The sequence below is a fragment of the Actinoplanes rectilineatus genome, from assembly GCF_000962825.1.
Lineage (GTDB): Bacteria > Actinomycetota > Actinomycetes > Mycobacteriales > Micromonosporaceae > Actinoplanes > Actinoplanes rectilineatus.
Window position 1 is genome coordinate 1 of the sequence record NZ_JZKF01000010.1, and the last position, 22,974, is coordinate 22,974.

The 22,974-nt window shown below is 70.7% G+C and carries 17 protein-coding genes; 7 read left to right on the top strand and 10 right to left on the bottom strand.

The features are described from left to right. Positions 1 to 184: 184 nt before the first annotated feature. Positions 185 to 1,633: a hypothetical protein gene (locus tag WH85_RS10375; RefSeq protein WP_045741566.1), complete on the bottom strand. Its 1,449-nt coding sequence runs from the start codon at positions 1,631 to 1,633 to the stop codon at positions 185 to 187. A 158-nt stretch (positions 1,634 to 1,791) separates the two neighbouring features. Here WH85_RS10375 and WH85_RS53695 point away from each other — a divergent pair, with 158 nt between their 5' ends. Continuing rightward, on the top strand, positions 1,792 to 6,123 hold the full coding sequence (locus tag WH85_RS53695) for an FtsK/SpoIIIE domain-containing protein (RefSeq protein WP_045741567.1): 4,332 nt from the start codon (positions 1,792 to 1,794) through the stop codon (positions 6,121 to 6,123). Between the two features lie 104 nt (positions 6,124 to 6,227). On the opposite strand, the gene WH85_RS10385 is transcribed toward WH85_RS53695, so the two are convergent. From WH85_RS10385 to WH85_RS10395, 3 genes are read right to left on the bottom strand one after another with little or no spacing between them, the layout of a single operon-like run. Next, entirely contained in the window at positions 6,228 to 6,524 is a 297-nt protein-coding gene (locus WH85_RS10385; protein WP_045741568.1) for a WXG100 family type VII secretion target, read from the bottom strand. An 11-nt stretch (positions 6,525 to 6,535) separates the two neighbouring features. Further along, positions 6,536 to 7,135 (bottom strand): hypothetical protein, encoded by a 600-nt coding sequence (locus WH85_RS10390; RefSeq protein ID WP_045741569.1) that lies wholly within the window; start codon positions 7,133 to 7,135, stop codon positions 6,536 to 6,538. A 2-nt stretch (positions 7,136 to 7,137) separates the two neighbouring features. Next, positions 7,138 to 7,437 (bottom strand): hypothetical protein, encoded by a 300-nt coding sequence (locus tag WH85_RS10395; RefSeq protein ID WP_045741570.1) that lies wholly within the window; start codon positions 7,435 to 7,437, stop codon positions 7,138 to 7,140. A 135-nt stretch (positions 7,438 to 7,572) separates the two neighbouring features. Here WH85_RS10395 and WH85_RS46850 point away from each other — a divergent pair, with 135 nt between their 5' ends. The 3 genes from WH85_RS46850 to WH85_RS10410 are packed head-to-tail and all read left to right on the top strand — an operon-like array spanning position 7,573 to position 13,534. Beyond that, on the top strand, positions 7,573 to 11,964 hold the full coding sequence (locus WH85_RS46850) for a DUF6531 domain-containing protein (protein ID WP_052720290.1): 4,392 nt from the start codon (positions 7,573 to 7,575) through the stop codon (positions 11,962 to 11,964). Positions 11,965 to 11,975: 11 nt separating this feature from the next. Next, positions 11,976 to 12,410 carry a type VII secretion system-associated protein gene (locus tag WH85_RS10405; RefSeq protein ID WP_245673884.1) on the top strand — a complete coding sequence of 145 codons (435 nt, stop codon included), beginning with the start codon at positions 11,976 to 11,978 and terminating at the stop codon, positions 12,408 to 12,410. Positions 12,411 to 12,427: 17 nt separating this feature from the next. Continuing rightward, a complete protein-coding gene (locus WH85_RS10410) occupies positions 12,428 to 13,534 on the top strand; it encodes an NYN domain-containing protein (RefSeq protein ID WP_045741666.1) in 1,107 nt (368 codons plus the stop codon). A 344-nt stretch (positions 13,535 to 13,878) separates the two neighbouring features. On the opposite strand, the gene WH85_RS10415 is transcribed toward WH85_RS10410, so the two are convergent. From WH85_RS10415 to WH85_RS10430, 4 genes are read right to left on the bottom strand one after another with little or no spacing between them, the layout of a single operon-like run. Beyond that, a complete protein-coding gene (locus WH85_RS10415) occupies positions 13,879 to 15,084 on the bottom strand; it encodes an ABC transporter permease (protein WP_045741571.1) in 1,206 nt (401 codons plus the stop codon). Beyond that, complete coding sequence (locus WH85_RS10420; RefSeq protein ID WP_045741667.1) at positions 15,081 to 15,737, bottom strand: ABC transporter ATP-binding protein; 657 nt, start codon at positions 15,735 to 15,737, stop codon at positions 15,081 to 15,083. Before WH85_RS10420 ends, WH85_RS10415 begins: the two co-directional genes overlap by 4 nt. A gap of 26 nt (positions 15,738 to 15,763) precedes the next feature. Beyond that, positions 15,764 to 16,930, bottom strand: a complete 1,167-nt coding sequence (locus WH85_RS10425) for an efflux RND transporter periplasmic adaptor subunit (protein ID WP_157410919.1) — start codon at positions 16,928 to 16,930, stop codon at positions 15,764 to 15,766. A gap of 39 nt (positions 16,931 to 16,969) precedes the next feature. Further along, positions 16,970 to 18,586, bottom strand: a complete 1,617-nt coding sequence (locus tag WH85_RS10430; RefSeq protein ID WP_211275327.1) for an acyltransferase — start codon at positions 18,584 to 18,586, stop codon at positions 16,970 to 16,972. A gap of 264 nt (positions 18,587 to 18,850) precedes the next feature. On the opposite strand from WH85_RS10430, the gene WH85_RS10435 reads away from it, so the two are divergent. The 3 genes from WH85_RS10435 (at position 18,851) to WH85_RS10440 (ending at position 20,651) form a co-directional block, all read left to right on the top strand. Then, positions 18,851 to 19,270: a PRC-barrel domain-containing protein gene (locus tag WH85_RS10435; protein WP_045741573.1), complete on the top strand. Its 420-nt coding sequence runs from the start codon at positions 18,851 to 18,853 to the stop codon at positions 19,268 to 19,270. Positions 19,271 to 19,495: 225 nt separating this feature from the next. Further along, on the top strand, positions 19,496 to 19,717 hold the full coding sequence (locus WH85_RS50245) for a hypothetical protein (protein WP_157410920.1): 222 nt from the start codon (positions 19,496 to 19,498) through the stop codon (positions 19,715 to 19,717). A 712-nt stretch (positions 19,718 to 20,429) separates the two neighbouring features. After that, a complete protein-coding gene (locus WH85_RS10440) occupies positions 20,430 to 20,651 on the top strand; it encodes a hypothetical protein (RefSeq protein ID WP_045741574.1) in 222 nt (73 codons plus the stop codon). A 245-nt stretch (positions 20,652 to 20,896) separates the two neighbouring features. On the opposite strand, the gene WH85_RS10445 is transcribed toward WH85_RS10440, so the two are convergent. Both WH85_RS10445 and WH85_RS10450 read right to left on the bottom strand, forming a co-directional pair. Next, positions 20,897 to 21,442 (bottom strand): hypothetical protein, encoded by a 546-nt coding sequence (locus WH85_RS10445; protein ID WP_045741575.1) that lies wholly within the window; start codon positions 21,440 to 21,442, stop codon positions 20,897 to 20,899. 13 nt (positions 21,443 to 21,455) lie between these two features. Next, entirely contained in the window at positions 21,456 to 22,910 is a 1,455-nt protein-coding gene (locus tag WH85_RS10450) for an MFS transporter (RefSeq protein ID WP_083448915.1), read from the bottom strand. Between the last annotated feature and the right edge of the window lie 64 nt (positions 22,911 to 22,974).

Below are 22,974 nucleotides of genomic sequence, written 5' to 3' on the forward strand. Positions count from 1 at the left end.
GAGCATCCGGAACACGGCGGTCGTGGGGGCCGCTTTGTCAAACGCCGGACGACCACTGGTGGGCCCCGGGGCGGCCGGGTGGGGTGGGTCGTCAGCGGGAGGAACCCGGGTGGGGAGGGGGGTGAGTGGGAGGAACCCGGGGGGGGTGGGGCGTGAGTGGGAGGAATGCGGGTGGGGTGGGGCGTCAGCGGGAGGAACGGGCGGGAGTGGTGGTTCCGGTGTAGACGGTGATGCCCAGGGCGCCGGTGTCGAGCTTGCCGTCGGCGTCGACGGTGAAACGCCAGCGGTCGTAGCGGGTTTTGCCCAGGACGATTACCACCCAGGCGGCGTCGGGGCGGTTGACCAGGGACTGGGCCCGCTCCAGTTCGCGGTTGCCCGGGGTGGAGCCGAGGATCAGCACGCCCAGTTTGCGGTTTGCGCTGCCGCCTCCGCGCAGTGTGAACGCGGTGTCGGAGCCTTCGCCCTCGGCGGCGGCCAGGGCGTCGCGGATGCTGACCCGTTCTCCGCCGGTCAGGTGCGGGCGGATGTCGCCGGCCACCACCTGTACGCCGCCGGCCCACGGGCTGCTCGTGAGTTCCTCGGTCCACGAGGACACCAGGGCCTTGGTCGCCGCGGCGTCGCCCTGGACGCTGATCATGCCGGTGGCCTGGCCGAGGTCGATCAGTTCGCGGACACCGCCGGCGGTGCCGAGGGTGACCAGTCGCGGGCACGGGGCGGCGACGTCGTTGCTGGCGGGCAGGGCCTGCAGATCGCGCAGCTGAGCCTGCCACACCCGGCCGCTGTCGGCGGATTCCCACGGTTCCGGCGGGGTCTCGTCCGGGGCGGCGAGCCGCAGCGCGATGCGGCTCTCGTCGACCGAGACACCGTAGATCGACGGGAGTGTCGTGCCGGCCGCGTCGGCGCTGGTCACCAGGACCTGCAGGGCGCGGTCGATGCTCCAGGCGGCGGCCGTGTCGAAGGTGCGGCTGGGTGCGGCCACAGCGTCGGGGGAGGACGAGGTGGAGGGGGCCGAGCGGCGGCGGCGCAGGAACCACCACACCCCGGCTCCGGCGCCGGCCAGCACCAGGACGCCGGCCACGATCGCCGCGATCAGCCCGCCGGACACCGAAGAGGACGTAACAGCCGAGTCAGAAGAATCCGAAATATCCGAAGCGTCCGAAGTGTTGGCCGACGCGACGGGAGCAACCGGAGCAGCACTCGGGATCGGACCGGTCTGGACGCCTTCACCCTCAGCGTCGTCCGGCAGGATCAGGATCCAGCCGCTGGTGATCGCCGCCGGGTCGCTCAGCGCGGTGCCGTCGGCCTGCACCCGGCCCTTGTTGAGCTCGAAGATCTCCAGGTAGCGGTCGCCGTCACCGAGGAACCGCTCGGCGATGCCGTAGAGGAACTCCGGCTTGCCGCCGACCGCCGACTGCACCTGGTACCACTTGGGGTCGGCCCGGAGTTGCCGCACCACCGCGGGAGCGGCGAAGGCAGGAGCGGCGACGGCAGGAGCGGCGACGGCGGGAGCGGCGAAGGCAGGAGCGGTGACCGCGGGAGCGGCGACGGCGGGAGCGGGGGGAGCGAGGGCCGGTGCGAAGGCGACCGCGGCCAGCCCCCACCCCAGAACGCGACCAAGGGTTCGACGGTCCATATCTGTCATCTTCTCCGCGCGCATAGTTGATCGTGACGCGGACACCCTACATTTACGGTGTGCGATAACGTTGCCCGACTATCCGCCCGTCGCGCACCGCCCTTTGCCGGGAAGCCCTGAGGTCCGCGAGCGTGCGGATTTCCGCGTCCGGAGGCACTGTGCAGCTGTTATTGACAATTGTAGATTCTAGGACCGGTGACGCGGCCGATGTGGCGCTGATCGCCGACGGCCAATCCACGGTGGAAGCGCTCGGTCACGCTGCGCAACAGCTGCTCCGGGATGTGAACGAGCGGTCCGGGGCGCCGGTGCTCTACGCCGACGGCAAGCCGATCGATCCGGCGCTCGCGGTGGCCGACGCTCCGGTCCGCGACGGCGGCGTGCTCGGCCTGGACGGTCCGGCCGGGTGGCCGCCCGCGGAGCAGGCCGGCCTGCTCGAGCTGCGGGTCGTCGGCGGCCCGGCGACCGGCGCGTTCGTCCGGCTCAGTGCCGGCGGCGGCGACCTGGGCAGTGACCCGGACGGTTGGATCGCGATCGCCGACCCGGCGTTGCCGGCCGCCGCGGTCGCGGTCAGTGTGGACGTCCGGGCCCGCTGCACGGTCGAGCCGCTGTCCGGTGTCGCGGTGACCCTGGACGGTGAGGAGCTGACCGGTGCGGCCGAGTGGCGTCCGGGCCTGCTGCTGCGGGTCGGCGGCTCGCTGTTCGATCTGGCTGAATACAGCCGCCCGGACGCCGCCCTGGAACCGTCCGCGGACGGCACCGGGTTCGACTACAACCGTCCGCCGCGGATCCGCCCGCCGCGTCATCAGACCAGGTTCAAGCTGCCGGTGCCGCCGAAGGAGCCGCAGCGCAGCCCGCTGCCCTGGCTGATGGCGGTCATCCCGCTGGTCGGCTCGGTGGCGCTGATGCTGGTCACCGGCAACAAGACGCTGCTGCTGCTCGCGCTGCTCAGCCCGCTGTCACTGATCGGCAACTGGGTGATGAACCGCCGTCAGGGCAAGCAGTCGTACGCCCAGTTGCGCAAGGAATACCAGGAGCGGAAGAGCCGGATCGAGCAGGACGCCCGGGAGGCCCTCGAGCTGGAGAAGGCCGAACGCCGCGAGCTGTGTCCGGACCCGGCGCTGATCGCGGTGATCGCGACCGGTCCGCGCCGCCGGCTGTGGGAGCGCCGCCGCCGCGACCCCGATCACCTGCTGCTGCGGGTCGGCAGTGGCGAGCTGCCCGCCGAGGTGGCGCTCGACGACCCGGAGCAGGACGAGCACCGGCGTACCGTGCACTGGTCCATTCCGGACACCCCGGTGACCCTGTCGCTGAGTGAGCACGGTGTGATCGGCTTCGCCGGACCGGGGGACACCCGGGCCGCGCTGGGCCGATGGGCGGTGCTGCAGGCCGCGGTGCTGCACAGCCCGACCGATCTGCAGATCACCGTGCTGACCGATCCGGCCGGCAAGCAGAACTGGGACTGGGTGCGCTGGCTGCCGCATGCCCGCAGCAACAATCCGAGCGCGCCGCCGGTGCTGCTCGGCCACGACGCCGATTCGGTGGGCCGCCGGGTGGCCGGCCTGCTGGAGTTGCTGGAGCAGCGGGTCGCGGTCCGCAAGGAGACCGGTGACGCCGGGTTCCGGGAGCCGGACATGCTGGTGGTGCTGGACGGCTCGCGCCGGCTGCGGTCACTGCCCGGTGTGGTCCAGCTGCTGCGTGAGGGGCCGGCGGTCGGCGTGTACGCGATCTGCCTGGACACCGACGAGCGCCTGCTCCCCGCCGAGTGCCAGGCCGTCGCCGTGGTCGAGGGTGGTGGCCTGCGGATCTCCCGGACCGGTTCGGGCGCGCTGACCGGAATCGAGCCGGACTTCCCGTCGATCGACTGGTGTGTCCGGGTGGCCCGCGCGCTGGCGCCGGTCCGGGACGTCAGCGACGACGAGGACGACGCCGCCCTGCCCGGGGCGAGCCGGCTGCTCGACGTGCTGTCGCTGGACCCGCCGAAGGCGACGGACATCCTGGCCCGCTGGACGATGCGGGGTGCGAGCACCGCGGCCGTGGTCGGCGAGTCGTTCGACGGCCCGTTCGAGATCGACCTGCGCCGGGACGGTCCGCACGGTCTGATCGCCGGTACCACCGGTTCCGGCAAGTCGGAGCTGCTGCAGACGATCGTCGCCTCGCTCGCCGTGGCGAACCGGCCGGACGCGATGACGTTCGTGCTGGTCGACTACAAGGGTGGCAGCGCGTTCGGCGCCTGTGTCCGGCTGCCGCACACCGTCGGCATGGTGACCGACCTGGACGAGCACCTGGTCCGCCGGGCACTGGAGTCGCTCGGCGCCGAGTTGCGCCGCCGGGAGCACATCCTGGCCGACGCGGGCGCCAAGGACATCGAGGACTACGTCCGTACGCAGACCGAGCCCCTGCCGCGCCTGCTGATCGTGATCGACGAGTTCGCGTCGATGGCCCGGGAACTGCCGGACTTCGTGACCGGTCTGGTGAACATCGCGCAGCGGGGCCGGTCGCTCGGCATCCACCTGCTGCTGGCCACGCAGCGTCCCAGCGGTGTGGTGTCGCCGGAGATCCGGGCCAACACCAACCTGCGGATCGCGCTGCGGGTGACCGACGCGTCGGAGAGCCAGGACGTGCTGAACGCCCCGGACGCGGCGCGGATCGCGAAGAGCACCCCGGGCCGCGCGTACGTGCGGCTGGGTCACGCCTCGCTGGTGCCGTTCCAGTCCGGGCGGGTCGGCGGCCGTCGTCCCGGTGCGGCGGGCACCGCCGGGGTGCCCGCGCCGGAGCTGCGGGTGCTGGACTGGGCCGACCTGGTCCGCCCGATCGAGGTGACCCGGGCCGCGCAGGAGCAGCACCAGGACGAGGTCACCGACCTGCAGGTGCTGGTCGAGGCGTTGCGGGAGGCGGCCGAGCAGGCCGGTGTCCCCGCCCAGCACAGCCCGTGGCTGCCGGCCCTGCCCGAGTCCGTCCTCCTCAGTGATCTGGACGCCGGCGACGGTGTCCCGTTCGGCCGGGAGGACCTGCCGGCCCAGCAGGTGCAGCGGACCGCGTCCCTGAAGCTGGAGACGTTCGGGCACCTGATCGTGGCGGGCGCACCCCGGACCGGCCGTTCGCAGCTGCTGCGGACGATCGCCGGGTCGCTCGCGACCGCGTACTCCAGCGCCGACGTGCATCTCTACGGCCTGGACTGCGGCAACGGGGCGCTGCTGCCGCTGAACGGTCTGCCGCACTGCGGCGCGGTGGTCAGCCGGTCCGAGGTGGAACGGGCGGTCCGGCTGATCGACCGGATCGGCGAGGAGATCCGCCGCCGGCAGGGTGTGCTGGCCGCGGACGGGTTCGCCGACGTCACCGAGCAGCGGAAGGCCAAGAGCGGGACGGAACGTCTCTCGCACGTCTTCCTGCTGCTGGACCGGTGGGAGGGTTTCCTGTCCACCCTGGGTGAGCTGGACGCCGGCACGCTGACCGACAAGATCTTCACCTTCCTGCGGGAGGGTGCCAGCGTCGGCGTGCACCTGGTGATCACCGGCGACCGGTCGGTGCTCAGCGGCCGGATCTCCACGCTGACCGAGGACAAGCTGGCGTTCCGGCTGGCCGACAAGACCGACGTGGCGATGCTCGGCCTGCACCCGCGCAACCTGCCGGACGAGATCGCGCCGGGCCGGGCGTTCCGTTCGGAGACCGGCGTCGAGGTGCAGGTGGCGCTGCTGACCGCGGATCCGAGCGGCGCGGCCCAGGCGGCGGCGCTTGCCGAGATCGGCCGGCGGACCACCGAGCGCGACGCCGCGGTGCCGGGCGCGCTGCGGCCGTTCCGGCTGGGGGAGATCCCCAACCAGATCGGGTACGCCCAGGCGAAGGCGCTGCCCCGGGCGGCGGACGGCGCCGGCTGGCTGCTCGCCGGGGTCGGTGGCGAGAACCAGCTGCTCGGCTTCGGCCCGGACCTGGCGACCGGTGTCCCGGCGTTCGGTGTCGGCGGCCCGGCCAAGTCCGGTCGCAGCACGATGCTGGCGAGCATGGCGAAGTCCGCGCTGGACTCGGGCCAGCAGGTGATCGTCCTCGCGCCGCGTACCTCGCCGGTCCGGGATCTGGCCGGCAAGCCGGGTGTGATCACCGTGCTGACCGGGACCGATGTCACGCCGGAGGAGCTGAACGCCGCGCTGGCGCAGGTCACCGGCCGGGGCCTGATCGTGGTCGACGACGCGGCCACCCTGCGCGACGCGGCCGCCTCGGGCGAGCTGCGCGAGGTGATCCGCAACGGCGAGGCCCGCAAGCTCGCGGTGATCTACGCGGGTGACCCGGACGATCTGGGTGTCGGGTTCAGCGGCTGGTTGATCGACGCGCGGCGCAGCCGGCGGGGCGCGCTGCTGTCGCCGCAGAACCGGACCGACGGCGACATGGTCGGTATCCGTCTGCAGCGGACCGCGGTCGGGCAGCCGATCCGGCCGGGCCGGGCGCTGCTGCACCTGGGCGACAACGAGCCGATCACGGTGCAGGTCCCCGAATAGAAGCGCGGTGTGTTGTTTTCGGGCGCCTCAGGCGCCCGAAAACAACACACCACGGCGACTGTGGTGAGTTCGGGCGCCTCAGGCGCCCGAACTCACCACGCAGATCAGCTGCGCAGGGCCTTGGCCAGCTCGTCGTCGGCCTGCTGGAAGGTGTCCGCGGCGGTGGTCAGGTACTTGCCCATGCCCTCGAGGCCGCCGATCACCTTGGTGGCGCCCTCGTTGAACTCGTTGTACGACTCGTCGAACTGCTTGCTGGACGAGTCGGTCACGTACCCGCCGTTCACCAGGTTGTTGACCAGGTTCTTCAGCTCGCTGAGCTTGGAGAGGATCTCCTCGCGACCGGAGTTGAGCCGGTTGGAGGCGTCGCGCATCTCCTGGTAGGTCACATTGACGTTTGCCATGATAGAGCCCCTTAACTGGTGAATCGGAACGTGCCGGTGACGGCGTCGAAGACGTCGAAGAACTCGGTCTCCAGCGCCAGCACCGGGGAACTGCCGGTGATGAGTGCCACCCGGTCCGGGTCGGTTCCGGGGAACGGCACGAAGGTCTGCATGATCAGCGACCGGATCCAGCCGGAGCCGTCAGGCAGGGTGACGTCGTCGACGCCCCGGGTGCGGGGGACCGGGCCGACGCCGGGAAGCTCGGCCGACTCGACCTCGCGCCACAGCGAGTCCGCCCCGCGCCGGGGACGGGCGGTCAGGTGCGGCGCGATGGCGTCGGCCGCGCCCTGCTGGTCCGGGGCGTTGACGATGGTGACCGTGACGGTGGCCGACATGATCGCGTCGCCGACCACGGTGACCAGGGTGCCGCAGAACCGGGCGCCGCTGTCGTACGCCCGCCGCGACGTCTCACGCAGCACCTTGGCCAGGGCCGCCCGATGTTCGTACAGCTGCGGCACGTCCCTGATCCGGTCTTCGACGAGCTTGCCGATCGCGGCGTTGCGGGCGTCCGGGTGCAGCTCGACCTCGAACCACGAGTCGGGCACGGTGATCGTGAAACCGGTGACGCCCATGTTCAGCCCTTCATGCTGTCGCGCAGGTTCGACGCGAGATCGTCGTCGGCCTTGCGCAGATTCTCGACCGCCTGTTTGGCCATCTTGATCAGCTGGGCGCAGTTCTCGTCGACCCGTCCCCGACCGTCCCGCCAATGTGACTCAAAGTTACTGATGGCGCTGTCGACCTCACGGCCGCCGAGGTCGCCGGAGAACTCGTTCATCCAGGACTTCGCCGAGTCCATTCCCTGGCGAATGCCCTCCAACTGGACGGAGAACTCCGTCAGGCCGTCCAGATTGACCGTCAATCGGTCGGCTGCCATGGCCCTCCGCCTCTGTCGTCTCGAACGCCGAGGGGCAGCGTACGTCGCCCCGGCAAGATCATCCAACCTTGTGATCGGAACGCTGGGTGACCGGGCACGCTAGACTCCCGGCGCACGGATCAACGGGAGGCATCAATGGCTCGGCCGGCGGACTGGTACGTCCTGGACATGGACGGCGACCCCACGCCCGGAGACCCGGAACGGCTGCGCCAGCTCGCTTCCCGGTTCCACGACTTCGCGGAGAACGCCCACCGGGCGAAGATGGCGGTGGACTCCCTGCAGGGCGACGGCGCCCTGCTCACCTGGGTCGGCCAGTCCGGCGACGCGTTCCGCTCGCAGTTCGGCGACTTCCCGGGACAGGTCGACAAGCTGTACCGCTCGCACCTGATGGTCGGTGACGCGCTCGACGCGTACGCGCCCACTCTGGAGAACGCGCAGGCGCAGGCCGACCGGGCCCTCGCCGACGGGCGCGCAGCGGCCGAGAAGCTGAAGTCCCTGCAGGGCTCGCTGGGCATCGCCGAGGCCGACTTCTCCGGTGCCTCGCAGGCCGCCGAGCGGGCTCGCGCCGAGACCCAGAAGCCCGATCCCGATCAGGTCAAGCAGGCCGTCCGGGACGCCGAGGCCGCCGAGCAGAAGCGCAACCAGGCCCAGGCCGCGGTGGCCGGCGCGCAGGGCGAGCTGGACCTGGCCAAGCAGCTGGCCATGCAGGCCAAGGAGCTGCGCGACGGCGCGGCCCGCACCTGCGCTCGGGAGATCGACGACGCCTCCGACGCGGGCATCCAGCCGCGGTCGTTCTGGGAGAAGCTCGGCGAGGCGTTCAAGCAGATGTGGGACATCATCTGCGAGGTCGCCAAGTGGGTGGCCCTGGTGGCCGGCGTGATCGCGATGATCATCGGTGGGCCGCTGGCCTGGGTGGCGCTGGCCGCGGGAGCGATCCTGCTGATCAAGGCGGTGGTCGACTTCGCGGGCGGCAAGGGGTCGGTGATGGACCTCGTCTTCGGCCTGCTCGGTGTGATCCCCGGGGTCCGGGGCCTGACCTCGCTCTCCAAGCTCAGCGCGCTCTACAAGGCCGGCGGTCTCAAGGAGATCGGCAAGGCCGCGCTGCAGGGCATGAAGACGCTGGCCAACGACATGGTGAACATCGTCAAGGGCGTCGGCGCGGGCGCGGTCACCCTGGTCAAGAACCTCGGTGGCCTGGCCGGCCTGGGTGCGGCGAAGCTCACCGACCTGTTCCAGATCAAGGTGCCGCCGGTGCCGAAGGACGTCTCCCGCTCGATCGACATCCGGGAGTGCGTCACCGACCCGATCGACGTGGCCACCGGCGAGATGGTGCTGCCCCTGGTCGACCTGGAACTGCCCGCGCCGCTGCCGTTCGCCCTCGAGCGCACGCACCTGTCGTCGTACCGGGCCGGGGGCCTGTTCGGGGCGTCCTGGTCGTCCACCATCGATCAGCGTCTGGAATCCGACAGTAAGGCGACGTTGTTCTTCGCCGCGGACGCCATGGTGCTGGTCTACCCGATCGGGGTGCCGGGCGCGGCGGTGCTGCCCGAGGAGGGCCCGCGCTGGCCGCTGACGACGGCCGCGGACGGCAGCGCCACCCTGGAGACCGGCGACCGGGTGCTCGGCTTCGACGACCAGGGCCGCCTGGCCACGGTCGCCGACCCGGCCGGCAACACGCTGCGCGTCGAGCGGGCGCCCGACGGCACACCGCTGGCACTGCACCACCCGTCCGGCCGCCGGGTCCTGTTCACCGTCACCGAGGGCCGGATCACCGCGGTCACCCTGGGCGGCACCACGGTCGCTTCCTTTGCGTACGACGAGAGCGGGCGTCTCGTCGAGGCCGCGAACATCTCCGGCCGGCCGGCGCGGTTCCGTTACGACGACGACGGCCGGATCACCCAGTGGATCGACCGGACCGGGTTCGGGTACCGGTACACCTACGACGAGGACGGCCGCTGCGTCGGCACGATGGGCGAGGACGGTTACCTCAGCGCCACCCTCACCTACGAGGACGACCGGACCACCTGGACCGACTCGCTCGGGCACAGCACCGTCTACACCTTCGACGAGTACCACCACGTCACCAGCGTCACCGACCCGCTCGGCAACACCAGCACCGCCACCTGGGGGCGCTACAACGAGCAGCTGTCCCGGACCGACGCGCTCGGCAACGACCCGTCGGCCACGGCGACCGGCGCGCGACTCGACCTGGACCGGCTGCGCGGCGGCCGGCCGGCGGCGCCGGAGCGGGTGGAGGGCCTGGCCGGCTGGGCGGTCCGCACCGGCGACGGCGAGACGGTGGTCTACGACGCCGAGGGCTACCCGGTCGAACGCACCGACCCGGCCGGCAACGTGCGGCGCACCGAGTACGGTCCGTTCGGCGTGGTGCTGGCCTCCGTCGACGCGGACGGGCTGCGCACCGCGTACACCTACGACACCGAACTGCGGGTCACCTCGGTCACCGATCCGGCCGGGCTGGTCTGGCGTTACCAGTACGACCCGGCCGGACGGGTCACGGCGATGACCGACTTCGACGGACGGGAACGGCGGTTCACCCACGACGCGGCGGGCCACGTGACCGCGGTCGACGGCGTACCGCTGGAACGCGACGCGGCCGGCAACCTGGTCCGGCGCGGCGACTCGTCCTACTCCTACGACGCTCAGGGCCGGCTGGTCGCGGCGCAGAGCCCCGGCGTGGACCTGCGCGTCGAGTGGGACGCGGACGGGCGCAAGGTCGCCGAGACGGTCAACGGGCGGACGGTCCGGATCGACGTCGACGGCGCCACGGTCGTCCGGCGCACCCCGGCCGGGGCGGTCAGCACCTGGACGGCGGATCCGTTCGGCCAGCCGTTCACGCTGGACAGTGCCGGTCACTCGCTCCGGTTCCGGCACGACGTGACCGGGCGGGAGATCGCCCGGACGGTCGACGGGACGCCGGTGCTCGCCCAGCGCCACGGGACCGACGGCCGCCTGCTCGGGCAGAGCCTGCCGGCGGTCGGCGAGCGGGTGTTCGAGCACCGGGCCGACGGGGTGATCGCCGGGAAGGTGGACTGGACCGGGCGGACGGCGTACACGCTGGACCCCGTCGGCCGGGTCACCCGGGTGCACGGGCCGGGCCGGGACGAGACCTACCGTTACGTGGACGGTCGTCCGGACGGGGTGTACGACGGCACCTCGTTGCGATCATCGGGGGCGGTGTCGAACACCTATGACGGCCTCGGGCGAGTGGTCAGGCGTACCATAGAGGAGGTTGGATCTTGGGTCTTCTCCTGGGACGACGAGGGCCGGATGGTCGCGGCAGTGACCCCGGGAGGCACGACCTGGCGTTACGCCTACGATCCGCTGGGACGCCGGATCGGTAAGACCGACGGGGTCGAGCGCTACGATTTCGCCTGGTCGGGCAGCACTCTGGTGGAGGAGGCGCACACCGCGGCGGACGGCACGCTGCGGGTGACGACCTGGGATCACCATCCGTCGGACGGGCGCCCGGTGGCCCGGACCGTGCGGATCGACGGCGACCTGGATTTCGCCACCGTGGTGACCGACCGGATCGGCACGCCGACCGAGTTGCTCGCCGCGGACGGCACGCTGCGCTGGCAGAACGACACCACCCTGTGGGGCGCTTCCGACATTTCTGAAATGTCGGTCTCGTTCCCGGGGCAGTACCGGGACCATGAGACCGGCCTGCACTACAACGTGTTCCGCTACTACGACCCGATGACCGGCCGCTACCTCAGCCAGGACCCGCTCGGCCTGGCACCGGCGATCGACCCCGCCGGATACGCGGCCAACCCGCTGCAGACCGCCGACCCGCTCGGCCTGATGTGCACCAGCCCCGGCGGCTCCGGCGTGCCCAAGCCCAACCCCGGCTCCGCCGACATCCCCGCCATCGTCCAGAAGCTGGACACGCCCGAGTTCAAGAACCCGGCCGACTTCATCCCCGGCCTGGTGCCCAACAAGTCCCAGCCGACGTTCCTCTACCACGGCTCGGACATGCACCCGGACGTGATCTTCAAGGAGGGCCTGCAGTCCAACGCCCTGCGCAACAACGCGAACTCGCACTACGACATCAAGCTGCACCAGCAGAACAGCTCCAAGGCCCGCGACGACAACACGTTCAGCGGGTTCGTCTCCACCACCGACGACCTGAACGTCTCGCTGCAGTTCGTCCGGGACAAGGACATCGCGTTCATGCTGCAGGGCAAGCCGCTGGACGGCGTCAAGTTCACCGAGAACATCGGGGGCAAGGACTACAAACTGCACTACGGATACGTGTACGCGATCCGCGCCGACAGTCAGCCGTTCGTCGAACTGAACGTGCAGACGATCAAGGACGTGACCAAGGCGTCGCAGACGGAGTTCGCGGCACTGGACCACATCCCGGGTAAGAACATCTCGCACGCGTTCCTGATCGACTCGCCCTACAACGTGGGTATCAAGAACGGCGTGCAGCAGCTGGACATCCCCCCAGGCCAGAGCCGATGGCAGCTCATCGACAACCCGGACTACGTGGCGAAGAAGAAGTGAGGAATCCGTCCATGCGCTGGATGTACGCCGTCGACCCCGCCTACGAGGGCGCCGAGCAGATCCCGCCGTACGCGATAGCCGGCGCCTACCCGGTGGGGGAGGACGGCAGCCCCGCCGAGGAGATGATCCCCAACCCGGACTACCGGCCGTCACCGCGCGCCCTCGGCTGGCCGGCCCCGGCCAACGAGATCGAGGCCGCCGTCCAGAATGCGGCCACCGGGCACGGCGACGACGCGGCCGTCCGCGACGCGCTGCTGGCCGGTCAGGTCTTCGTCGATCCGGCCGCCTCGAGCAGTGATGAGCTCCATGCCTGGACGTCCGACCGGTATCTCCCCTCCGCCGGTGATTGGCGGCTCCTGCCCGCCTCGTCGCTGGCCGGACGTGTGGTGACTCTCAACCCCGGAACAGACCTGGAGGTACGCCTCCCCGCCGCCGCCCTGGTTTAGCGTCTAGCCTGGTGGTCGTGGATCAAGAAGAGCGCATCGCGATGTTCCTCGACTACGAGAACCTGGCGATCGGAGCCCGCGACCACCTCGGCGGCATGGCCTTCGACCTGCGCCCGGTCACCGACGCCCTGGCCGAACGCGGCCGGGTCGTGGTGCGCCGGGCGTACGCCGACTGGTCGTACTTCGACAACGACCGCCGGATGCTCACCCGCGGCCACGTCGAACTGATCGACATCCCGCAGCGGATGGGCGCGTCCCGCAAGAACGCGGCCGACATCAAAATGGTGGTGGACGCGCTCGAACTGGCCTTCGAACGCGACTACATCTCGACGTTCGTGCTCTGCACCGGCGACAGCGACTTCACACCCCTGGTCCACAAACTGCGCGAACTCAACAAGCGGGTGATCGGCGTCGGGGTGGAACGCACCACCTCGGCGCTGCTCCCGCCGGCCTGCGACGAGTTCCTCTTCTACGACCGGCTGGACGGGGTCGACGCCCCCGCACCGCAGGCCCGCCGTTCCCGCCCGGCACCCGTCAAGGCGGCCGAACCTCTCGCCGTCCCCGAACCGCTTGCCACCCCGGAACCTCTCGCCGTCCCCGAACCTCTCACCGTCCCCGAACCTCTCGCCGCCCCGGAACCGGAAGCCCTCGCCACCCTCGTCGCCCAGACCGTCTCCGGCCTGCAGCGCAGCGCCAGCGGCTCGGTGACGGCGTCCACTCTCAAACGCACCCTGCTGCGCAAGGACCCGACGTTCAACGAGGCCGACTACGGCTTCCGCGCCTTCGGCGAACTGCTGCGCCACCTGGCCGGCACCAACGTGATCGAATTGAGCGACGGCCAGGCCAAAGGCGACCCGGAAGTGTCCCTGCCCGAACACGGCGACCGGGAAGCGGCCTTCGCCCTGCTCCGCGCGGTGGTCACCGACCTCGCGTCGGGTTCCGGCCCGGCGGCCCTCTCCGGCCTGAAGAATCAGGTACGCAAGGTAGCGCCCGACTTCAGCGAGAAGAAACTCGGCTACCGCAGCTTCCTGCAGTTCGCGAAAGCCGCCGCGACCAGCGGAGCGGTAGCGTTGGCGTGGAGCCCGGACGCCGACGACTACCTGCTGACGCCGCCGTCCGCATGACCCGCGGCGCGGTCCCCGTCGACGTCGACGCTGGTCCGCGCACCCCCAGCGGCCGCACCGGTCAGGCTTTCCCGTCCACCGGGATGCTTCGCGCGACCCCGAGGAGGGGCACGGCGGGTGTGTTGATTTGGGGCGCGCAGCGCACCCGTAATCACCACACCTCCAACGGGTGTGTTGATTTGGGGCGCGCAGCGCACCCGTAATCACCACACCTCCAACGGGTGTGTTGATTTGGGGCGTGCTGGGCGCCCGTAATCACCACGGCCCGACGGGTGTGGTGATTTCGGGTGTCCAGCACGCCTGTCACCACACGGCCGGGTGCACATGACGAGACCGGATCGGTGTCAGACGGTTGCCAGGGCCTGGGTCGGGGTCAGGCGGGCCGCGCGTACGCACGGATAGACGCCCGCCAGCACCCCGATCAGCACCGCCCCACCCACGCCACCCAGCGCCGCCGTCGCCGGGATGACGAGTGGCCAGTGTTGCCAGGCCGCGTACCCGACGGTGGCCAGCAGGCCCAGCGTCGTACCGAGGATCCCGCCCAGCGCGGCCAGCAGCACCGACTCGGTCAAGAACTGTCCCCGGATCTGTCCGCGGGTGGCACCCAGGGCCCGCCGCAGGCCGATCTCGGAGCGGCGTTCCAGGACGGCGACGACCATCGTGTTGGCCACGCCGATGCCGCCCACCACCAGGGCCACCGCGGCGAGGGCGAGGAACAGCACGGAGAAGCTGCTCTGCGTGGCCCGTTTCGCGGCGAGCGCGTCGGACGGCCGGGTGACGATCACCTGACCGGGGCGCTCCGGGAAGATCGTCTCGGCGAGGACGCCGCGGACCGCCTCCAGGTGTTCCTCGTCGCAGCGTACGTAGAGGACGGTCGGATGCCCGTCGAAGCGCAGACTGGTGCGGGCCGCCTCCCACCCGACCAGCACCGCACGGTCGATGTCCGGGGTCAGCGGGGTGGTGCCGAGGATGCCGATCACGGTGAACGGGACGTCCTCGATGATCACCTGAGGGGCCGGGCCGCCGGCGGGCAGGTCGGTGATGCCGAGACGGCCGGCCGCGACGGAGCCGAGCACCACGGTCGGGAAGTCCGCGGTGGCCGGGTTGAGCCAGTTTCCGGCGTGGACCCGGGCGTTGATGGTGGGCAGCAGGTCGAGGCTGCTCGCCAGCACGGTGAGTCCGCCGCCGTCGTCGGGGGCGGTACGGTCGTTACGGCGTACCCGGGAATGGGTGTTGGCAACGGCGCTCGCGGCGGTGACCGGACCGATCCGCCGGATCATGCCGACCGCCGATTCGGGAATCTTCTCCTCCTTCTCGGCGTCCGGTGTCTCCATCGCCTGCAGGGTGTTGGTGCCCAGCGCGGTCAGTTCGGCGAGGAGCGCGGCCTGGCTGGACGCCGGGATGCCGGTCACCACGATCATCGTGGCGATGCCGATGGCGATGCCGAGGGCGGACAGCAGCGCCCGGGCCGGCCGGGTCCGCAGCCCGAGCAGGCCGAGCGCGAGCATGTCGGCCGGGGCGAGACGGACGGGTCGTGGTGGACGGCTCATCGGCGTACCCCGGCAGGAAGGGAATCGTGGACCAGGCGACCGTCGCGGATCTCCACCCGCCGGGGCAGCGACGCGGCGATGTCCCGGTCGTGGGTGATCAGCGCGATGGTGGCGCCCTCCGCGTTGAGCCGGCGCAGCAACGCCAGCACGGCCTGGCCGGTGGCGGTGTCCAGGGCGCCGGTCGGCTCGTCGGCGAGGATCAGCGACGGCCGGTTGACCAGCGCACGGGCGATGGCGACCCGCTGACGTTCACCGCCGGACAACTGTTGCGGCCGGTGCTCGGCGCGGTGCCCGAGACCGACCCGGGCCAGCGCGCGGAGGGCCAGGTCGCGGCGGTCGCGGCGCGGAACCCCGGCGTACAGCAGACCGGTGGCCACGTTGGCCTGCGCGGACAGTCCATCGGCGAGGTGGAACTGCTGGAACACGAAGCCGATCTCGCGGGCCCGCAGCGCGGACAACTGCCGGTCGCTCAGCGTCGCCACATCCCGGCCGGACACGTGCACGGTGCCGGAGGTGGGCCGGTCCAGCGTACCGATGATGTTGAGAAGGGTGGATTTGCCGGAACCGGACGGTCCGACGATGGCGACCAGTTCGCCCTCGTCGATGTCGAGGGTGACGCCGGCCAGGGCGGTCACCCCGCCCGGATAGCTCATCCCGACGTCGCGGACGGACAACACGGTCACGACGAGACCACCACGGTCGTGCCCTCGGCCAGTCCGGGACCCTCGATCTCGACCCAGCCGCCGGCGAACATGCCGGTCGTCACGGCCACCAGCCCGGTCGGGGCCTGCACGGCGTACCCGCCCTCGGTCAGGGCGACCAGCGCCTCGACCGGCGCGGCCAGGACGTTCTTCGCGGTACGCCCGGCGAACCGCACCTGCACGTCGGCGGAGTCCAGGGCGGCCACGTCGTCCGGATCGTTCGCGGTGACGGTGACGGTCAGCTTGGCCGGACCGGTCACGGTGCTCTCGTCGGCGACCAGGGCGCGGCCCACCGACAGGACCTTCGCGGGGACGGTGCTCTCGTCCGGCAGTACCACGGTCACGGCGGCGCCGGCGGTGATCCCGGTCGCCTCGCCGAGTTCGGCCGGCACGGTGATCAGTTTGCCGGTCGAGGTGACCGTCATCAGTGTGGTGTTCGACGGGGAGCCGGGCTGCGCGGCCACCGCGTCGACCCGGATCGCGCCGGACTGCACCTCGACGTCGCCGACCCGGATCGTGCCGGTGACCGGCAGGCCCACGTCGAGTTGCCAGCGCTTGATCGCGGCGATCAGCTCGCGGGTCAGCACACCGTCGCCCTTGCGCACCTGCGCCGGGGCGGCACCGGGGGTGCCGGCTGCCACTGTGGAGCCCGGCTGCGGCTGGACTCCGGTCGCGTACCCCAGTGCCCGGAGATTGTCGGCGACGATCCGGACGTCCCGGCCGACCAGGTTCTCCCCGCTGATCTCGCGGAACAGCGGCATCCTGCCGTAGAACAGCACCACCGGCTGGTCGTCGGCCCGGTACACGGGTTTGCCGCGCCGCACCGTCCGGCCGGCCTCGGGCAGCCAGGTGACGGTCGCCTCCCGATGACCGGACAACGGGCGGCTCACGCCGTACCCCAGAGAACCCGGCATGGACCGCGTGGTGGACAGATCCCGGCGCTCGAGGGCCGCGGTGGCGGCCGGCACGGTCGGCTGCGGGACGGCCTCGGCACCCGCCCGGCCACGGGTCACCACGACCGCGGTCCCCCCGCCCAGAGCGGCGGCCACGACGCCCGCGACCAGCCATCGGGCGACCCGCCGCGGGCGTGGCGGCGGCGCCGTCAGAGTCATCACTTCGGTCGGGGCGTCAGGCTTTCCATGCATGCGCCGAGCCTGGCGAACCTTCGTTAGGAAGCTGTCAGATCAGGCGAACGGCGCCGGCCCGGCGGCGGGTTCCGGCCGGTGCACACCGCGTGGACGGTAGCCGAGCCGATCGCTACGGCCGGTGATGTCGGCCAGGTACCAGATCGTGGCCAGCCACATCTCCGTCCCCTGCAACCCGGGATCGCCGTCGTCGAGGCGGAAGGCGAACCCGGCGTTGTCGTGCCACCGTCCGAGTACACCCCGCAGCAGCGTGCCGGCCAGGGCGGTCACCTCGGCGTACCGGTGCCCGGTGTGCAGAGTCAGCCACAGGGGATGCGCCACGTCCAGCACGTTGCAGGCGTTCCAGCGGTCCGGACGAAAGAACCGGGCGTCTGCGGCATGCTCCAGGACGGTGTCGATCACGCGTTCCGGCCGGGGGACCGGGACGCCGAACTGGGCGAACGTTCCGCGGGAGGCGCGGTAGAAGCCGTTGACGATCTCGAGCATTTCGCCCGTGCCCCACATGCCGGTTCGGGGGTCGGTGTTCAGATTCAGCCATCCGAAGAGCGCTTCGGGGATGCCCGGGCGGAGGTTCGCGCCCTTGCGGAGATTCCAGTGCAGGGCGGTGCCGATGCCGTCCACGTGGTGCCCGGCGTTCCAGGCGCGATCCCGCCACGGCAGCGCTTTCAGCGACGTGACCAGGTCCGACGGCTCGAGTCGTGACAGAGCGTGCACCGGTTCCGGAAACTCACCGCCCAGAAGATCCAGGGCATAACCTACGCAGAGTACGTGGTAAGCAGCCGTTCCGTCACTCAGCGCCAGAGTGGTGGTGCCGTCCAGTTCGGGCACCAGTCCCGAGGCCGGATCCTGCCAGCCCCGCAGCCGCGCCACCTGCTCGCCGGGCGGCAACTGGCCGGGCGCCCGGCCGAGCAGCAGGTCGGCGATCTCGACGGCGTCGCACTGTGCCCTGACCGTCGCGCCGGTTCCCGGGCGGTCGGTGAAGAGGCGGGTGGCCGGATTCCAGACCCGGTCCAGGACGACGGATGCCTGAGCGCGAACCTTCTCGGCGAAGGCTTCGAGTCCGCCGGGTTCGTCGCCGATGCGGGGCTCGGGGACGCGGCGGCGGAGCACACGGGCCGGGTTGCCGCCGACCACCGCCCCAGCCGGGACGTCCTTGGTCACCACCGCGCCGGCCGCGACAACCGACCGGTCACCGACCGTGACACCATCCAGGACGACGACGTGCGAACCGATCCACACGTCGTCGCCGACGGTGATGCCTCGCGACTGCAAGGGCTGCCGGAACACCTCCACATCCGGGTCGGTCATCGTGTGGTTGAATCCGATGACGGAGGTGTGCGCGCCGATCCGGACCGCGTCACCGAGCGTTACATCGCCCCGCACCACGGTGTACGGGTTGATGCTGCAGTCCCGCCCGGCCACCAGCGAACCGGTCAGGTAGGCGCCCGCCGCCACATAGGTCCGGTCGCCGAGGGTGAGATCGTCGTTGTCGACCGAGGCCAGTGCCGAGACGAAACAGTCGGTTCCGAACCGGTATCCGCGCTCGTCCGCCATGTCCCGCTGGGCGTCGAGTTGTCGTCGCCGGTTCGTCTCGTCGGCGTCCCGCCAGAACGTCCAGGGCGAGTGGTCGAGCAGGCGCTGCCGGTCGATGGTCACGATCGTCCCTCGGCTTCCGTGGTCGGTCCCCGTCCCGGTGTTCGAACAAGATCAATACGAGCATCGTTTGATCGTCTCCACAAGCGGGTACTCATCAGTTCCAGAGTTCACCGAGTTCACGGGCCGGTCGCTACGTGATCGGGGCGCTTTTGCGGTCCGGCTCACGGCTTTGGTCGCGGTCTAGTTGCTTTTTGCGGCTTTTTGCGGCTTTTTGTGGCTCGCAATCTCGGTGGGACACCGGTTCACGGACGAGAGGAGAGTGCCATGACTGTCCGGAACGCAACGATGATCAGGCTGAGCGACTCCGACAAGGCGGTGGCGGACCCGTCGCTCGACATCCGCGGCCGAATCGTCAAGGACATCGACGGCAGTGACGTAGGCCGAATCGACGACCTGCTGATCGACGCCGACGAACAGCGGATCCGATTCCTGCTGGTCGAACACGGCGGCATCCTGGGGTTCGGCGCGACCCCGTCCTACATCCCGGTCGACGCTGTCGTCGAAGTGACCGCCGACGAGGTCCGCATCGACCGGACCAGCGGGCACGTGGCGGGCACACCCGGCTACGACCCGGACCTGGTCGACCACGACGACGACTACTACGCCAACGTGTACGGGCACTACGGGCTGTCGCCGTACTGGGCGCCCGGTTACACGTACCCCATGCGCCCGTACCTCTTCTGACCCGCGGCCCACGCTTCGGTCCTCGGCCGAGGTTCGCACGTCGAATTCGCCGGCAGTCTTCGCTGGTCGGGTCGGGTCGGGTCGGGTCGGGCCGGGCCGGGGCGGCCAGCCGGGCCGGGGCGGCCAGCCGGGCCGGAGCGGCCAGCCGGGCCGGAGCGGCCAGCCGGGCCGGGGGTGGGGGCGGGTCCGTCGGCAGTCTTCGCCGATCACGGCTGTCTGTCGGGTTTGCTGATCCAATTCGAGTTGGCCAAACTTTTGATTGTTTTTAATGACTTAGCAGCATTAATTCGATTTATTGTTTTTATCTATTTAGCCGGTTTCACCGGTTTCGCCGGGCCGATTTCGGCGGTTTCGCTGGGGGATATGCCAGCCGGTGTCCGCACCCGATCAAGCGATTGGGTGCGGACACCGGTCGTTTTGGGGCTGCGGCCGCACCCAGCTGCTTGATCGGGTGCGGTGGCCCCTGAGCGGATACTCCGGGTTCAAGCCTGGTAGGTGTCCGCACCTGATCATGTGTTTGGGTGCGGTGACCGGTTGTTTTGTGGCGGTGAGCGTTCCCGGTTGCTTGATCGGGTACCGCTGTGTCCCGGGCGCCGCCCGTTTGCTCGATCGGGTACGGCCGTGTCCTGGCCGCCGCCCGTCTGCTCGATCGAGTGCGGCCGTGTCTCGGGCGCCACCCGTCTGCTCGATCGAGTACGGCTGTCTCCCTGGCTTCGCTCGGGTCCTTGATCGGGTGCGCCTGCCTGCCGGGTGGTTGTCTCGGGTTCAAGCCTGGTGGGTGTCCGCACCCGATCAAGCGATTGGGTGCGCTTGCCGGTCGTTTTGGGGCTGCGGCCGCTCCCAGTTGCTTGATCGGGTGCGGTTGCTTCTCGGGTGGTTGTCTCTGCCTCGGCTTGGCGGGTGTCCGCACCCGATCAAGTGTTTGGGCGCGGATGCCGGTCGTTTCGGGATTGTGGGCGCACCCGAACGCTTGATCGGGTGCGACTGCTCTGTGGCCTGGAGATCTCTTTGGCGTCGAGCTGTGAGTGTGTGGGGCGCGTTTGCGAGCGCTGCTGGGCGGGGTGATCCCGGGTGAGCTGTTTTGATCACCGTGGAGTGGGGTAGGTGGCTTTTCTGCCGATTCCCGCGAAGGCGGGGAGTGCGGCGAGAGGAGATTCCGATGGCGACTTCGCGTATTCCGTCCGACCCGGACAAATATCCGCCGCTCGACCCCGGTGCGCCGATCCCCGACGACCCGGGTGAACTTTCGCCGGACAGCCCGGATCCGCTGCCGCCGCCGCCCGTGGAGCCGATGCCCGGCGAGCCGGGTGACCCCGGTGACCCGGGCGTGCCGGCCCAGCCGGAGCCGACCCCGCCCGACGCCGTTCCCGAACCCGCCTGACCGAAGGCTCACCGAACCTGTCTGGCCGGCCCGATCGCGACATCCCTGGACCGGGTCCGATCACGGTCGGCCCGGATCGAGTCCGATCACGGTCGGCCTGGACCGGGTCTGATCACGGTCGGCCTGGACCGGGTCTGATCACGGCTGGCCTAATCGAATCGCCGACCCCGGTTGGCTGGACCAATCGTCCTAATATGGTCATTCAGCTCAAATCGCATTGATCTTGCCGTTCGGGTCCAACTGCCTCAACCGGGTCGGCTGGGCCGGGCGGCCTGGACCTGGGCGGCCTGGACATGGGCGGTCTGGACCTGGGCGGCCGGATATACCGCGGCGGACCGGCTGCACCGCCCTGAACTGGGAGAATGTGGCTTGGTGGGGAGTGGGCCGGGGATTCCGGGGTACTCCGAGTCATGCGGAAAACAGATATCGACGACCGGGATCAGCCGTCCGCGGACCAGGCCGGAGGGCAGTCCGTCGCTGACGGCGACGACCCGCTTCACGATGCGGCGGATCCGCGTGAGGATCCGAAGCAGCGTCTCCAAAGGGTGGGTTCCGCCGGTGGCGGCGCCTACTCCGACAATCGCCAGGGCGATCCGGGCGACGGGCACGGCGGCGGCCACTGAGGTCGGCGCGATGGGTGAGAACTGGGCTCCGGCGAGAGCGATACCAGCCGTGCGAAGACGGCCGGTATCGACGGGGCCGACAACGGCGGCCACCGTGTTGATCAGGGTGAACGGGAACCGGCCGAAGATGAGGACGTCATGGGCGGCGGTGGTGCGACCGCAGCCCATGACGTCCGGCCTATCAGAGCAGTGCGCTCTCTGAGGATGGCGGCGACGCGCCGGACCGCACCGGCGAAGATTCCGGCGGTGCCGATGCTGTTTCCGCCGGGACGGGAAAATCGGCTCCCGCAGGGGCGTGAGGATCGGCTTCCGCCGGGCCGGGGGGATCGGTTACCGCCGGAGCGGGAGAATCGGCGTCCGCCGGGCCGGGAGAATCGGCGTCCGCCGGGGCGGGAGAATCGGCGTCCGCCGGGGCGGGAGAGTCGGCCGGCGAGGAGATCGTGGCTGGAGCCGCGGCGCGGAAGCTCAGCAGGGCCAGGAGCAGGCCGATCACGGCCAGGCCCACGCCCAGCCACGCCGACGACAGGTATCCCCATCCGGCGGCGATCACCGCGCCGCCCAGTGCCGCCCCCAGGCTGTTCGAGATGTTGATCGCGGACTGGTTGACCGCGGCGCCCATCAGCTGTGTGCCGGGCGCCACCATGATCAAGCGTGCTTGGAGTGCCGGGACGATGAACAGGCTCACCGCGCCGACCAGGAACGCGCTCACGAACAGGCCGACCGGGTTGCCGGCGGTCACCGCGAACAGTGCCACCGCCAGCACGTTGCCGAGCAGGCCGGCGAGGACGCTGAGGCGCAGGTCCCGGTCCGCGGCGATGCCGCCGGCTGCGATTCCGGCCGTCATGCCGAGGCCCATCGCGGCCAGCACCCACGGCACGGTGTTCTCGGACAGCCCGGTCACGCTCGTGGTGACCGGTGCGATGTAGCTGTTGACCGTGAAGAAGCCGGCCGGGCCGATCGCCACCACGGCCGCGACCAGCCACACCTGCGGTGAGCGGAAGGCGCGCAGTTCGGCGCGGGGTGAGCCGCCGGGCGCGGCCGCCATCGGGGGCACGGTCACTGCCGCGGCGATCAGCGTGAGGGCGAAGACGAGGGCCACGCAGGTGTACGCGACGCGCCAGCCGTGATTCTGTCCGATGCCGGTGATGACCGGTACGCCGATCAGGTTGGCGGCGGTGAGCCCGCCGAGGACGATCGCGATGCCCTTGCCGTGGTTGCCCGGTCCGAGGATGTGGGCGGCGATGAGTCCCGCCGCGCCGAAGTAGGCGCCGTGGGCGAGGGCGGCGACGAACCGCCCGGCGAGGACGAGTTCGAAGGTGGGCGCGGCCGCGGATGCGACGGTGCCGACGGCCATCAGGGTGAGCAGTCCGAGGACGAGACGGCGGCGGGGCGCCCGGGCGGTGAGCGCCGCGATGGTGGGTGCGCCCGCGACGACGCCGAGCGCGTACACGGTGATGAGCCATCCGGCCCGGGCCACCGCTTCGGACGGGGACTGGAGGTATGCGGCGGGGAACAGGTCCTGGGCGACCTCGGGCAGCAGGCCCATGGCGACGAACTCGGTGAGCCCGAGGCCGAAGCCGCCCATGGCGAGGGCTGTCAGGGCCGCCCAGCGACGGCCGGTGGTGAGGGTATCCACGGCGCACACTCTAGAACGTTCTAGTAGCTCGGCGACATAGAACGTTCTAGTCGTCACAGCGTAC